The 13,349-nt window shown below is 75.7% G+C and carries 14 protein-coding genes; 6 read left to right on the top strand and 8 right to left on the bottom strand.

The window, feature by feature from the left end:
* Nucleotides 1-694 precede the first annotated feature (694 nt).
* Nucleotides 695-1,495 carry a DeoR/GlpR family DNA-binding transcription regulator gene (locus tag ACFSJS_RS21680; protein WP_380902958.1) on the bottom strand — a complete coding sequence of 267 codons (801 nt, stop codon included), beginning with the start codon at nt 1,493-1,495 and terminating at the stop codon, nt 695-697.
* Nucleotides 1,496-1,770: 275 nt separating this feature from the next.
* Here ACFSJS_RS21680 and ACFSJS_RS21675 point away from each other — a divergent pair, with 275 nt between their 5' ends.
* On the top strand, nt 1,771-2,721 hold the full coding sequence (locus ACFSJS_RS21675; protein WP_380902956.1) for an SIS domain-containing protein: 951 nt from the start codon (nt 1,771-1,773) through the stop codon (nt 2,719-2,721).
* A gap of 41 nt (nt 2,722-2,762) precedes the next feature.
* Nucleotides 2,763-3,593 carry a class II fructose-bisphosphate aldolase gene (locus ACFSJS_RS21670; RefSeq protein WP_380902954.1) on the top strand — a complete coding sequence of 277 codons (831 nt, stop codon included), beginning with the start codon at nt 2,763-2,765 and terminating at the stop codon, nt 3,591-3,593.
* 73 nt (nt 3,594-3,666) lie between these two features.
* Here the strand turns inward: ACFSJS_RS21670 and ACFSJS_RS21665 are convergent, their stop codons facing one another.
* Nucleotides 3,667-4,089 carry an arsenate reductase ArsC gene (locus ACFSJS_RS21665; protein ID WP_380902952.1) on the bottom strand — a complete coding sequence of 141 codons (423 nt, stop codon included), beginning with the start codon at nt 4,087-4,089 and terminating at the stop codon, nt 3,667-3,669.
* A gap of 70 nt (nt 4,090-4,159) precedes the next feature.
* On the opposite strand from ACFSJS_RS21665, the gene ACFSJS_RS21660 reads away from it, so the two are divergent.
* Both ACFSJS_RS21660 and arsB read left to right on the top strand, forming a co-directional pair.
* On the top strand, nt 4,160-4,474 hold the full coding sequence (locus ACFSJS_RS21660) for an ArsR/SmtB family transcription factor (RefSeq protein ID WP_380902950.1): 315 nt from the start codon (nt 4,160-4,162) through the stop codon (nt 4,472-4,474).
* Nucleotides 4,471-5,598, top strand: coding sequence for an ACR3 family arsenite efflux transporter (gene arsB / locus ACFSJS_RS21655; protein ID WP_380902948.1), 1,128 nt, complete (start codon nt 4,471-4,473; stop codon nt 5,596-5,598). Before ACFSJS_RS21660 ends, arsB begins: the two co-directional genes overlap by 4 nt.
* A 41-nt stretch (nt 5,599-5,639) precedes the next feature.
* On the opposite strand, the gene ACFSJS_RS21650 is transcribed toward arsB, so the two are convergent.
* A complete protein-coding gene (locus ACFSJS_RS21650; protein WP_380902946.1) occupies nt 5,640-6,005 on the bottom strand; it encodes an ArsR/SmtB family transcription factor in 366 nt (121 codons plus the stop codon).
* Nucleotides 6,006-6,175: 170 nt separating this feature from the next.
* Between ACFSJS_RS21650 and ACFSJS_RS21645 the strand changes: the two genes are divergently transcribed.
* Entirely contained in the window at nt 6,176-7,570 is a 1,395-nt protein-coding gene (locus ACFSJS_RS21645) for an FAD-dependent oxidoreductase (protein ID WP_380902944.1), read from the top strand.
* A gap of 114 nt (nt 7,571-7,684) precedes the next feature.
* On the opposite strand, the gene ACFSJS_RS21640 is transcribed toward ACFSJS_RS21645, so the two are convergent.
* The 5 genes from ACFSJS_RS21640 to ACFSJS_RS21620 form a co-directional block, all read right to left on the bottom strand.
* A complete protein-coding gene (locus tag ACFSJS_RS21640; RefSeq protein ID WP_380902942.1) occupies nt 7,685-8,986 on the bottom strand; it encodes a phytase in 1,302 nt (433 codons plus the stop codon).
* Nucleotides 8,987-9,162: 176 nt separating this feature from the next.
* Entirely contained in the window at nt 9,163-10,413 is a 1,251-nt protein-coding gene (locus tag ACFSJS_RS21635; protein WP_380902940.1) for an FAD-dependent oxidoreductase, read from the bottom strand.
* 233 nt (nt 10,414-10,646) lie between these two features.
* Nucleotides 10,647-11,192, bottom strand: a complete 546-nt coding sequence (locus ACFSJS_RS21630) for a DUF488 domain-containing protein (RefSeq protein WP_380902938.1) — start codon at nt 11,190-11,192, stop codon at nt 10,647-10,649.
* Between the two features lie 55 nt (nt 11,193-11,247).
* A complete protein-coding gene (locus ACFSJS_RS21625; protein ID WP_380902936.1) occupies nt 11,248-11,532 on the bottom strand; it encodes a hypothetical protein in 285 nt (94 codons plus the stop codon).
* 122 nt (nt 11,533-11,654) lie between these two features.
* Nucleotides 11,655-12,275: an L-threonylcarbamoyladenylate synthase gene (locus ACFSJS_RS21620; RefSeq protein ID WP_380902934.1), complete on the bottom strand. Its 621-nt coding sequence runs from the start codon at nt 12,273-12,275 to the stop codon at nt 11,655-11,657.
* A 216-nt stretch (nt 12,276-12,491) separates the two neighbouring features.
* On the opposite strand from ACFSJS_RS21620, the gene ACFSJS_RS21615 reads away from it, so the two are divergent.
* Nucleotides 12,492-13,346: an SCO6745 family protein gene (locus tag ACFSJS_RS21615; RefSeq protein ID WP_380902932.1), complete on the top strand. Its 855-nt coding sequence runs from the start codon at nt 12,492-12,494 to the stop codon at nt 13,344-13,346.
* Nucleotides 13,347-13,349 lie beyond the last annotated feature (3 nt).

Here is a 13,349-nt window from a genome sequence, read left to right as displayed (position 1 = left end):
GCGTGCTCGCCGTCCGCGGCTTCCCGCGGACGCCGGTGCCGTGCCGCAGGCCGGATCCGCTCGCGACGTCCTCCATATTCATCGGATCTCTACCGGGAAATCAAGGGGTATCCGGCAACAGGGATGGAGCAGGGGGTGCCAGGGATCCGATGACTGGGGGCGGCCGGAGAAGGGAGGGGCTCCCGCTGCCGGTGACGCGCCGCCGTCCGGTCCGCGCTCGGGGGACGGGGCATCCGGCGGTTCGCGAGTCCGGGCCGATGCCCCCGCGGGCGGGCTGCTGCCACGGCCGGCCGTGCCGTTCGAGCAGCGGCCGTGCGCCCTCGACCGTGTACGAGGCGCGGAGCAGGCAACCGATCAGCGTCTCGATCCGAGCCGGGGTGCACCGCCGGTCCGCCGGCCGCGAGCGCCCCTGTGGCGCCGGCTCCGCCCGGAAGGAGCCGGCACGGGACGGCAGGGATGCCGGATCCGGCGGCAGCGCTCCTCGTCGAGTGGCCTGCCGCACCGCCCGGGGATCGACTCCGCGGCCTGCCGTTGGCATGCCGGCGGATGTTCGCGCGGAAGCGGTTTCGCGCAGGGACGACCATCGGGGCTGCCGTCGCGCCGAGCCCGGAGCCCGCTCCCCGCACGCCGGAGGACGGCGGGACGGAAAGGCGGGGTCCGCCGGCCGGAGTCCACCGGTCCGCGGGCGGGAACCTCAGACGGCGATCACCCTGATCCCGGCGTCGGCCAGGCGGCCGGCGGCCTCGGCGGGGATCCCCGCGTCGGTCACCACCACGTCGACGCCGTCCAGCCCGCAGATCCTGGCGAAGGCGCGTTTCCCCATCTTGGAGGAGTCGGCGGCCACGATCACGCGCTGCGCGCGCTCGGCGAACAGCCGGCTGACGCTCGCCTCGTCCTCGTGGTGGGTCATGACCCCCAGCGGGGGATCGATCCCGTCGACACCGAGGACGGCCGCGTCCAGGACGACCTGGTTCAGCACGCCCGTGGTGAGGGGGCCGACCAGTTCGTAGGTCTGCGAACGGGTCACCCCGCCGGTGAGCACGGTCTTGATCTGCGGGCGCACGGCCAGCTCGCCGGCGATGTTGAGGGCGTTGGTGACGACGGTCAGCCGGGGAGAGGCGGGCGCGGCGGGCGGCTCCCGCCGCCCGCCGCCGGCCCGCAGGGCCAGAGCCCGCGCCACCTCGGTCGTGGTGGTGCCCCCGTTGAGCCCCACCACGTCGCCCCGGCCGATCAGATCGGCCACCGCCGCGGCGATCCGCTGCTTCTCGGCCGCGCGCTGGGAGGACTTGTACCGCAGCGGCAGTTCGTAGGAGACGCCGTGCGCGATGGCCCCGCCCCGGGTGCGCACCAGCATCTGCTGCTCCGCGAGTTCGTCGAGGTCCCTGCGGATGGTCGCGGCGGAGGCCCCCAGGGACGCCGCGGCGTCCTCGACCTCCAGCCTGCCCCCGGCGGCCAGCAGCTCCATCAGCTTGCTCCACCGCTCGTGCTTGGACATGCGTCGGACTCCTCACAGGGCTTCTGCTCTCGCGCTCCCGACACGCTATAGGAGGGCGACCGGGCACCCCCGCTCCCAGCGGGCCGGTCCTGTCGCGCCGGCCGGGGCCGCCGGAGCCGTCCTGCGGGCGCCAGATGGCACGAGGATGCTCTCAATTGATTGAAAATCAATACTTGCAATCAACTCAGAGCATCTGTGATGCTCACCGTGCGAACGCCCGGTGGAGCCGAACGGCCCGTCGGCGCCCGCCCCCTCCCCTGCCCCGAGGAGCCCCGATGCCCGGTACCCGCACCTCCCGCACCGCGGTCGAGATCGCCTCCCAGCCCGAGTGCTGGCGGCGGGCCGCCCGGCTGCTCCCGTCCCGCGCCGCGGCCCTGCCCCGCCGGGGCGAGCGGGTCGCGGTCGTCGGCTGCGGCACCTCCTGGTTCGTGGCCCAGGCCTACGCGGCGCTGCGGGAGAGCGGCGGCCACGGCGAGACCGACGCCTTCGCCGCCTCGGAGTTCCCCGCCGGGCGGACCTACGACCGGGTGGTGGCCGTCACCCGGTCCGGCACCACCACCGAGGTCCTCGACCTGCTGGGGCGGCTGCGGGGCACGGTGCCCACCGGCGCGATCACCGCGGACCCGGGCACGCCCGTCGCGGGCGCGGCCGACGACGTCGCGGTGCTGGACTTCGCCGACGAGGAGTCCGTCGTCCAGACCCGTTTCGCCACCACCGTCCTCGCCCTGCTGCGCGCCCACCTGGAGGCCGAGGGCGCCCTCCCGCCGGGCGTGCGCCCCCTTGCCGCCGCGGTGCGCGACGCCGACTCCGCGGTGGCCTCCCCGCTGCCCGCGGCCGTGCGCACCGCCGAGCAGTTCACCTTCCTCGGCGCGGGCTGGTGCCACGGGCTGGCGCTGGAGGCGGCGCTGAAGATGCGCGAGGCCGCCGGCGCCTGGACGGAGGCGTACCCGGCGATGGAGTACCGGCACGGCCCCGTCAGCGTCACCGGACCCGGCCGGGTCGTGTGGATCCTCGGCACCCCGCCGCCGGGGCTGGTGGACGAGGCCGCCCGGGCGGGCGGCACGGTGGTCGCCGACTCACGGGCCGGTGAGGGCGGCATCGACCCGCTGGCCGACCTCGTCCGGGCCCAGCGCCTCGCCGTCGCCGTCGCCGAGGCGCGCGGCTGCGATCCGGACCGCCCCGCCCACCTCACCCGGTCCGTCGTCCTGGACGGCCCCCGTGCCTGACGCCCCGCGCGGGGCGGAGTCCTGCGCGGAGGAGGTGCCGGGTGCCCCTCGTGCCGAGCGGTGAGCTCTTCCGCGGCGTCCTGGCGGAGGACGCGGCGGTGGGTGCGTTCAACGTCCTCCAGATCGAGCACGCCGAGGCGATCGCCGCGGGCGCGGAGGCCGCCGGACGGCCGGTGATCCTGCAGATCAGCGAGAAAACGGTCCGCTACCACGGCGCGCTCGCACCGATCGGCCTCGCCACCCTCGCCGTCGCCCGTGCCGCGCGGGTGCCGGTCGCCGTCCACCTCGACCACGCGGAGTCCGCGGACCTCGTCCGGGAGGCCGTCGAACTCGGCCTGGGCTCCGTCATGTTCGACGCGGCCCGCCTTCCGTACGAGGAGAACGTGGCCGCCACCCGGGACGTCACCGCCTACTGCCACGAGCGCGGCGTGTGGGTCGAGGCCGAACTCGGCGAGGTGGGCGGCAAGGACGGGGCCCACGCCCCCGGCGTCCGCACCGATCCGGACGAGGCCCGCGCCTTCGTGGCGGACACGGCCGTGGACGCCCTGGCGGTGGCGGTGGGCAGCTCCCACGCGATGCGGACCCGCACCGCGCGCCTGGACTTCGACCTCGTCTCCCGGCTGCGCCGGGCCGCCGGGGTGCCCCTGGTCCTGCACGGGTCCTCCGGCGTCGCCGACGCGGACCTGGCCCGCGCGGTCGCCGCGGGCATGCGGAAGGTGAACGTCTCCACGCGCCTGAACGCGGTGTTCACCCGCGTCGTCCGCGGCCGTCTCGACGCCCACCCGGAGCTGACGGACCCCCGCCGGTACCTCGCTCCCGCCCGGGCCGCCGTCGCGGCCGAGGTGGCCGCCCTCCTCCGTGTCCTTGCGTAGGGGCGGCGCCCGGGTCAGCCGCCGGGTCCGGTGCTGCCGGGTCCGGCGGCACCGGGTCCGGTGCCGGTGGTGCTCACGCCGGCCCCCCGGCGGCCGCGGCGTCGATGTCGGCGATCAGCGCCTCGATCCGCCTGCGGATCTCGTCGCGGATGGGGCGCACGGCCTCGACGCCCCGTCCGGCCGGGTCGTCCAGCTCCCAGTCGAGGTACGTCTTGCCGGGGAAGACCGGGCAGGTGTCACCGCAGCCCATGGTGACGACGTAGTCGGAGGCCCGGACGGCGTCGGCGGTGAGGACCTTGGGCGTCCGGGCGGAGATGTCGATGCCGACCTCCTCCATCGCCTCGACCGCGGCGGGGTTGACCCGATCGGCGGGGGCGGAACCGGCGGAGCGGACCTCGACGCGGTCCCCGGCCAGGTGGGCCAGCCAGGCGGCGGCCATCTGGGAGCGGCCGGCGTTGTGGACGCAGACGAACAGCACGGAGGGCTTCTCGGGCATGGCGGGTGTCTCTCGTCTCGGGGCGGGGCCGCGGTGACGCCGGGCCCCGTGGGTGTGAAAATATCAGCTCATGCTGATGTCAGTCGAAGCTGATCTGATGCGGGCGCTGGCCGACCCGCTCAGGCTGCGGATCGTGGCCCTGCTCTCGCGCGAGACGCTGTGCACCACGCACCTGGTCGAGGAGACCGGGGCGAGGCAGACCAACCTCTCCAACCACCTGCGCGTCCTGCGGGAGGCGGGTGTGGTGGAGACCGAGCCGTGCGGCCGCTACACCTACTACCGGCTGCGCCCGGACGTCGTCGAATCCCTGGGCCGCTCCCTCCTGGAGCTGGCCGGGACCGCCCATGCCAACCGCGCCGCCGAGACCAGGAGGGCCTGCCCGTGACCACCGCCGAAGAGACCACCAGGCCGGCGGATCCCTCCGGGGACGGCGGCATCGCCGCCAGGCTCTCCGCTCTCGACCGCTACCTCGCGGTGTGGATCCTGCTCGCCATGGCCGCCGGCCTGGGGCTGGGCCGTCTGGTCCCCGGCCTGAACGACGCCCTGAGCAGGATCGAGGTCGGCGGGATCTCCCTGCCGATCGCGCTGGGCCTGCTGGTGATGATGTACCCGGTGCTGGCCAAGGTCCGCTACGACAGGCTGGACGCCGTCACCGGGGACCGCCGGCTGATGGCCTCCTCCCTGGTGGTCAACTGGCTCGTGGGACCGGCGGTGATGTTCGCCCTGGCCTGGATCTTCCTGCCCGACCTGCCCGAGTACCGCACCGGGCTGATCATCGTCGGACTCGCCCGCTGCATCGCCATGGTGATCATCTGGAACGACCTCGCCTGCGGCGACCGCGAGGCCGCCGCCGTCCTGGTGGCCCTCAACAGCGTGTTCCAGGTGCTGGCGTTCGGCCTGCTCGGCTGGTTCTACCTCGATCTGCTGCCCGGATGGCTGGGCCTGGGCGACGGCGAGCGACTGGACATCTCGATGTGGCAGATCGCCCTCAACGTCGTGATCTTCCTCGGCGTCCCGCTGCTGGCCGGGTTCCTCACCCGCCGCCTGGGCGAGAGGAGGATGGGCCGGGAGGGCTACGAGCGGAGGTTCCTGCCCAGGATCGGTCCCTGGGCGCTGTACGGGCTGCTGTTCACCATCGTCGTCCTCTTCGCGCTCCAGGGCAGGACGATCACCTCCCAGCCCCTCGACGTCGCCCGCATCGCGCTGCCGCTGCTGGTGTACTTCGCGCTGATGTTCTTCGGCACCTTCGCGCTCGGCAAGGCCGTCGGACTGGCCTACGACCGCACCGCCACCCTCGCCTTCACCGCCGCGGGCAACAACTTCGAGCTGGCCATCGCGGTGGCCATCGCCACCTTCGGGGTCACCTCCGGCCAGGCGCTGTCCGGTGTCGTCGGCCCGCTGATCGAGGTGCCGGTCCTGATCGGACTGGTCCACGTCGCGCTCGCCTGGCGCGGGAGGTTCGGCGCCCGGCAGGCCACCGCCGCCGGCGCCCCGGCCCGGCAGGACTGACGCAGCACCCGCCCCACCGCCCCGCGGGGTGGTGGGGCGGGTCAGGAGCGCGGGGCGAGCATGGCCGACATCGCCGCCACCACGGAGGGGGCGACCCTGTAGTACACCCAGGTGCCGCGCCGCTCGGAGGTCAGCAGTCCGGCTTCCCTGAGCTTCTTCAGGTGGTGGCTGACGGTGGGCTGGGAGACCCCGACATCGGAGATGTCGCACACGCACGCCTCCCCGCCCTCGTGCGAGGCCACCAGGGAGAACAGCCTCAGCCGGACCGGGTCGCCCAGCGCCTTGAACATCGCGGCGGTCCGCTCGGCCTCCTCGGCCGTCAGCGGACGCTCGGTCAGCGGCGGGCAGCACGGCGCCGCCCCCCGGTTCCCGGGAGCCGGACCTTCCGCACCTTCTGAATTCGACATGCGCCTATGTTGACATCCGTCGATGCAGGGTGACAAGCTCAAGACATAGACAGCGATCGAATCAGAGGTCGGCGCTCCGGCGCGCACCGGGAAGCCGTCCGGCCCGCGCCGGTCCCGCGCACCGACCCGCTCCCGTCCCCGGCCCGCCCGCACGAGAAGAGAGAAGAGCCATGAGCGCACAGCAGCTCCCCGTCGTCGTCATCGGCGCCGGCCCCATCGGCCTGGCCGCCGCGGCTCACCTGACCGGGCGGGGGCTGGAACCCCTGGTCCTGGAGGCGGGCCCGGCCGCTGCCGCCGCGGTGCGCGAGTGGAGCCACATCCGGCTGTTCTCCACCTGGGGCGAGGTCGTCGACCCGGTCGCCGAGAAGCTCCTGGCCCCGACCGGCTGGATCCGGCCCGACGCCGGCGCCTACCCCTGCGGCGGGGACTGGGTCGACGGCTACCTGCAGCCGCTGGCCGACGCCCTGGGGGAACGGGTGCGCTACGGCGCCACCGTCACCGGCGTCTCCCGCGCCGGACGGGACCGGGTCGTGGACGCCGGCCGCGAGGACCAGCCCTTCGCCGTCCACGTCCGGCACGCCGACGGCCGCGAGGAGCGGATCCCGGCCCGCGCGGTGATCGACGCCTCCGGTACCTGGGCCACCCCCGGCCCGGCCGGCGGCAACGGGCTCCCCGCGCTGGGGGAGAAGGCCGCGGCCGACCGCACCACCTACCGCGTCCCCGACGTCGAGGACCCCGCCGTCCGCGCCCGCCACGCCGGGAAGCGCACCGCCGTCATCGGCTCCGGAGCCTCCGCCTTCACCGCCCTGGCCGCCCTCGCCGGCCTCGCCGAGGCCGAGGACGGGGCCGGCACGAAGGCCCTGTGGGTCCTGCGGCGCGGCATCACCGACTCCACCTTCGGCGGCGGGGAAGCCGACCGGCTCCCCGCCCGCGGCGCGCTGGGCCTGGCGGCCAGGGCCGCCGTCGAGAAGGGGCACGCCGATGCGGTCACCGGGTTCCGCACCGAGGCGATCGAGCGCGCCGGCGACGGCCGCCTGGTCCTGGTCGGCGAGGACGGGCGCCGCCTGGACGCGGTCGACGAAGTGATCGTGCTCACCGGCTTCCGCCCCGACCTGTCCTTCCTCTCCGAGGTCCGCCTGCAACTGGACGAGCGCCTCCAGGCACCGGTGGCGCTGGCCCCGCTGATCGACCCCAACGTCCACTCCTGCGGCACCGTCTACCCCCACGGCCACCGCGAACTGTCCCACCCCGAGCCCGGGATCCACCTGGTCGGCATGAAGTCCTACGGCCGCGCCCCGACCTTCCTCGCCATGACCGGCTACGAGCAGGTCCGCTCCGTCGCCGCCGCCCTCGCCGGCGACCTCGAAGCGGCCGACCGCGTGGAGCTCACCCTGCCCGAGACCGGTGTGTGTGGCGGCGCCGGACTCTTCGACGCCCCCGAACCGGCCGAGGGCGGGGGCTGCTGCGCCGCGCCGGCCGCCGGAACCGTCCGGATCGGCACCGCTCCGGACGCCGCCGCGGCCGCGGACCGGGAGGCTCCGGCCGGCGGCTGCTGCGGCGCGTGACCGGCTCCCGGGGCCGGGGCCGCGACCGGAACGGGGGACCGGTCGCGGCGGGCGGCCCGGCGGTGAGCCGCCGAGCGCCCGCCCCGGGCCCCGGGCCCCGGGAGCCGCAGCGGCTCAGTCGTCGACGGCGTCCATGACGTCGGCGAGGTCGACGAACGTGAAGCCGGTCGCCTCGCGGCCGTCCGCGACGGGCGTCTCGTGGCCGTCCTGGACGACCAGCAGGCCGTTCGGGTACCTCGCGCCGAGGGGCGCGTTCAGTACCGCGGCGCCGTCGCACTCCTCGGCCCCGTCGAGGGTCCGCGAGGCGGCCGTGACGCGGAACCCGCCCTCGTACTCGTTGTCCTCGCCCGGCTCGCGGTCGTAGAGGGCGAAGGAGTCGTCGCCCTGGCTGGAGGCCAGCACGTAGCCGTCACCGCCGGGTTCGGTCAACAGCGTCAGGCCCTCGACGTCGGCCGACAGGTGCTCGCCGCCGTACCCCGGATCGGCGCCGGCGGGCGAGCACTCGTCGCTCTCCGCGTCGTGGACGGCGGGGACGCCGTACTCGCGGACCCGGTCGATCAGTTCGGGTTCGCCCCGCAGGTCGGCGCGGAGCCGCCAGATCCCGACGTCCTCCTGCCCGGCGTAGAGCACGCCGTCGGCCGGGTCGACGACCATGCCCTCGATCTGCGGCAGCTCGCCCGGCTCGCCGCACGGCGCCCAGGAGGTGCCGTCGGGCAGGCGGAAGGAGGCGGGCAGGTCCAGGGAGCGGACCTTGCGGTAGCCGACCGTGCCGCCGTCGGCGGTGATCTCCAGCAGGGCGACGGTGGTGTGGTTGTTGCGGCTGACCAGGGCGTAGGAGCGGCCGGTGGAGCGGTCGGTCCAGGTGGCCAGGCCGTACGCGGTCTCCTCCGCGTTGATCTCCTCCTGCCCGGCGGAGAAGATCGGGGCCGCCGCCGGGTCGGTGACGTCGGTGAGCGGGCCGCCGGGGCGGTCGCGGTCGATGCGGTAGACGCGCAGCCGGTCGTGGCCGCGGTCGCTGACCACGGCCAGGTCGGCACGTCCACCCGGCAGCCGCATCCCGTGGAGGAGGTCGACGTTGTTGAAGCGGCCGGGGGCGTCCCCCGGGGAGCGGGGCGGGGGCGCGGGGAGGGACTGGACCTGGCGCGCGCCGAGGTCGTAGACGCGCAGCCCGCCCTCCTTGGCCGTGGCGATCACCAGGCTCCGCCCGGGGTCCGCGGCATTGCGCCAGATCGCGGGGTCGTCGGCATCGGCGTGGCCGCCCTCCGCGTCGTCGTGGAGCGCGGCCGTCTCGGCCCGGGGGACGACCGGAGGGAGGCCGGGCGAGCCGGCGGGGGCGGCGTGGACGGGCACGGCCGGCACCATCAGGGCCGCACACAGCGACAAGGCCGTCAGGGCACCCGCTCGGTGCGCGGTCATGGGCATCTCCTCCGGGCCGGGACGCGGGGACTCCCGGGAGCCTGGCCCGGGGAGGTTGCCCGGCGCCGTCGGCGCGCTGAACCGGACGGGACCGCGGCACGAAGACACCGCTGCGGACCGGGCGGGGCGGGCGCGGCCGGGCTCCGGTCCCGGACGCGGCCGGCCGCCCGCCGGGGTCAGGGGGCGGTGCCGGACGCCCCGGGCGGCCGGCGGGCGAAGCGGGGGGCGTGCTCGGGGCGGATGCCCACGCCGATGAGGTGGGCGGAGACGGCCGAGAGCCGGGGAAGACGGGTCAGGAGGGCCGTCAGGGCCCCGGGAGGGGCGGAAGTCCGCCCCTGGAGGACGGGACCGATCAGCCGGCGGTGCAGCAGGCGTTGCAGGGCCTGGGTGGCGACGGTGGGGGGCAGGCGGCGCCGGCGGACGGCGTCCAGCTCCCTTCCCGTGACGCGGCCCCGGCGCAGGGGGGCGGCCAGCAGGCGGGCGGCGGCGACGGCGTCCTGGACGGCGAGGTTGACGCCCACGCCGCCCAGGGGCGACATGGCGTGGGCGGCGTCCCCGATGCACAGCAGTCCGTCGGTGTGCCAGCGGGCCAGCCGGTCCAGGCGGACGTCCAGGTGCTTGACGTCGTCCATGGAGGCCAGGGAACGGACGGCGCCGGACAACTCGGGCATCAGCTCGGCGACGTCGCGGCGGAGGGCGTCGACGCCCCGCTCCCGCAGGCGGGCGTCGGTGCCCTTGGGACCGAGGTAGGCGATCTGCAGGTACCCCTCGCGGGGGAGCACGGCCAGCGCCCTGCCGCGGCCGAAGCGGGGGAGCAGGGAGGGCGGGACGCCGCCGTCGGCGGGGATCCTGAACCACCACACGTCGAGGTTCACCGGATACTCGCGGGGCGTGAGGCCGGCCTGGCTGCGGACGACCGACCGGCGGCCGTCGCAGGCCACCACCAGGTCGGCGCGCAGCTCGCCGGGCCGCCCGTCGGGGCCGAGGTGGCGCACGCCGGCGACCGTCCCGGAGTCGTACAGCAGCCCGGTGACCTCGTGGCGCATGCGCAGGGCGAACGCGGGCTCGGCCCGCCCGGCCTCGGCCAGCAGGTTCAGCAGGTCCCACTGCGGCACCAGCGCGACGTAGGGGTGGGACTGGCCGTGCAGGCGGCGGAAGTCGGCCAGCGTCACCGAGCGCCCGCCGTCCAGCGGGAAGGTGATGTCGTGGACCTTGCTGTGGGGGAGGGCGGCGAACCTCTCGTACAGGCCGAGCTCGTCCAGCAGCCGCAGGGTGGTGGGATGCACGGTGTCACCGCGGAAGTCCCGCAGGAAGTCGGCGTGCTTCTCCAGCACGGTGACCTCCACGCCGGCCCGGGCCAGCAGCAGGCCCAGCACCACACCGGCCGGACCGCCGCCGACGATCGCGCACGTCGTCTTCTCGCTCACCGGGGCTCCTCGTCTCCGGGGGAGGGGCCGGGCCGCCAGGGGCGGCCCGGCCCCTCCCGGGCGGACATCGTCCCAGGGCCGGCCGGCGCGGCCGCCGTCCTCCACCGTCCTCCACCGCGATCGGCCTGCCCGCGGTTCCACCGCTCCGCGCCGCACCGCCGGTCCCGTCCGGCCCTTCTCGCCCTGCCTGCGGACGGCCGAGCGCCCGCGGCCGCGGCGGTGCGTCCCGTCCGTCACGGCGCGCCGGCCGCCTCGTCGTCGTAGACCAGGAGGCCGTCGGCCCGCAGCCGCACCCCCGGGGTGGGGGAGTGCGCCGTCAGGCGCCCGTCGTGCATCAGGTGGCGGGCCGTCACGTCACGGGCGAGGACGGCGAAGTCCGCGATGAGGCGGCGGTGGCACCGCCACCACACCGCCTCGCTGCACATCACCGCCGTGCGCGCCCCGGCCGCCTGCCGCAGCAGGTCGTCCATCGCGGCGACGAAGTCGGGGGTGCGGGTGTGGGCGGCGTAGCCGCGGAAGGAGGCGTTGCGCCACACCGTGTCGGGGGAGTCGGGTGACGGTTTGCGGAATCCGCCCAGCCGCTGCTCCCACCGGTAGGCGATGCCCTCCTCGGGCATCCACCGGGCGAGCCGCTGCCGCAGCAGGTCCGGGTCGCGGCGGCTGCCGGGAGCCGTCCGCACGTCCACCACGGCGGCCACACCGGCGCGGTGCAGGAGCTCCGAGAGCGCTGCCCGGTCCGCGGTGCTGTGGCCGAACGTGATCAGCTCGAATCGGGACAAGGGCCGCCTCCTGCGGATCGCCGTGCACCGGGGCCGCGCGCCGGGCGGGGCGCCCTCAGGAGGCGGCCAGGCGCCGGCTCAGCTCGTCGACGTAGTCGTCGTAGGCGGCCGCGACGTCCTCCAGGTCCACCATCTGGGGGAGGTCGACGACCGACTGCCGTTCGGCGAGGTAGGCCACCGACTCGCGCACCACCCGCCGTTCGTCGGCCTCGGAGACCCGCAGCCGGTCGAGGACCGCCGGGTTGGCCCGGAAGCGCGACTCGACCACTCCGTCGCTGTGGCGGGCCCGCACGAGGTAGTCGTGATCGCCCATGGACTCGACCTGGAACTGTTCTGACATGGGTGATCTGATACCCGCACAACCGAGGTCCTACCGCCGGCGGTCCCCCCGATCGGCCGACGTGCCGCCCGCCGCAGCCCGCCGGCACACCCGTCCGGCGGTGCCGGCGGGCGGCGGCGCGGTTACTCGAACCGCGCGGGGTCGCCCGCTCCCCGCCGTACGATCTCGGCGTCGCCGCCGGAGAAGTCGACGACCGTGGTCGGCTCGGTGCCGCAGTCACCGGAGTCCACCACGGCGTCGATCACGTGGTCGAGGCGCTCCTTGATCTCCCAGCCCTGCGTCATCGGCTCGTCCTCGCCGGGCATGAGCAGGGTGCTGGAGAGCAGCGGCTCGCCGAGCTCGGCGAGCAGGGCCTGGGTGACGACGTGGTCGGGGATCCGGACGCCGACCGTCTTCTTCTTCGGGTGCAGCAGTTGACGCGGCACCTCGCGCGTGGCGGGGAGGATGAAGGTGTAGCTCCCGGGCGTCGCCGCCTTGAGCGACCGGAACACGTCGTTGTCGATGCGGACGAACTGGCCCATCTGTGCGAAGTCCTGGCACACGAGCGTGAAGTGGTGCCGGTCGTCGAGGTTCCGGATCGACCGGATCCGGGCGATGCCGTCGCGGTTGCCCAGCCGGCAGCCCAGTGCGAAACACGAGTCCGTCGGATACGCGACGAGTGCGCCGGAGCGGATGCTCTCCACCACGCTGCCGATGGTGCGCTGCTGAGGGTTGCGGGGGTGCACGTCGAAGTACTTCGCCATCCGCCGACTCTACGTGACCGCAGTGCCCCCGTCCCCGAGCACCCCCCGACACCCGCGACGCCCCCGCCCGCGGCACCCGCTTCCGCGCCCCGGCGGTGGGTCGCGGCCCCTCGGCCGGCGTCCACCGCCCGGCCGGGGTTTCCCCCCGGCCCCGCCGCGGGCAGCACCAGGAGGAGCACCCGGGGTGGCCGGAGGCGCGACGAGGAGGTGGCGAGGGTGGAGGAGGCGGAGCGGACGGCCCGCTCACTGTGGTCCGCGATCGAACCGGTGCACGCGGTGACCTACTTCGCACCGCAGGCCCGGGCCGCCTTCGAGGCGGCGGGGCTGCGCGGTTTCTGGCGGGGGTACTTCGCCGGGCGCGCCGCGCCGCTGGGCGAGGTGGGGCCGGGGCCGGTCACGGCCGCGTTCTTCGGTTTCGCCCCGGCCATGGTCGCGCGGGCGGTGCCCGGCGTCTGGGCGGCGGCGGCACCCGGGCGGGTCCTGGAGGCCCGGCGGACCGGCGCCGGCGCCGCCCTGGAGGGCCTGCTGTCCGGGTACGGCCCCCAGGTGGAGGAGGCCGCCGACCTCCTGGTCCCCGTGGCCGGGGAACTGGACTGCGCGGGGCGGGTGCTGGCGGCCGCCAACCAGGCCCTTCCGGTCCCGCGCACCGCCGTCGACCGCCTGTGGCACGCGGCGACCGTCCTGCGGGAGCACCGCGGCGACGGCCACGTCGCGGCCCTGGTCGCGGCGGGGCTGGACGGCTGCGAGGCCCTGGTGCTGCGGGCGGGCATCGACCTGCCGCGCGCCGAACTCCAGCCCTACCGGGGGTGGAGCGACGACCGGTGGCAGGCCGCGCGGGACCGGCTGGCCGCCCGCGGATGGCTGACGTCCGGCGGAACGGCGACACCGGAGGGGCGCCGGGCGCACCGCGCGGTGGAGGAGGCGACCGACCGGGCCGCCGCGCGCCCCTGGCAGGCCCTCGGCCCCACCGAGGCGGACCGCCTGGGCCGGGTGCTGGCCCCGCTGGCCCGCGCGTGCGCCGCCGTCCTGCGCTTCCCCAACCCGATGGGGCTCCCGGCCCCGGCCGCCTGAGGC

The organism is Streptomyces desertarenae (assembly GCF_042681365.1).
Taxonomy (GTDB): domain Bacteria; phylum Actinomycetota; class Actinomycetes; order Streptomycetales; family Streptomycetaceae; genus Streptomyces; species Streptomyces desertarenae.
Note: the sequence above shows the minus strand (reverse complement) of the source record. Positions and strands in the feature narration are given on the sequence as shown.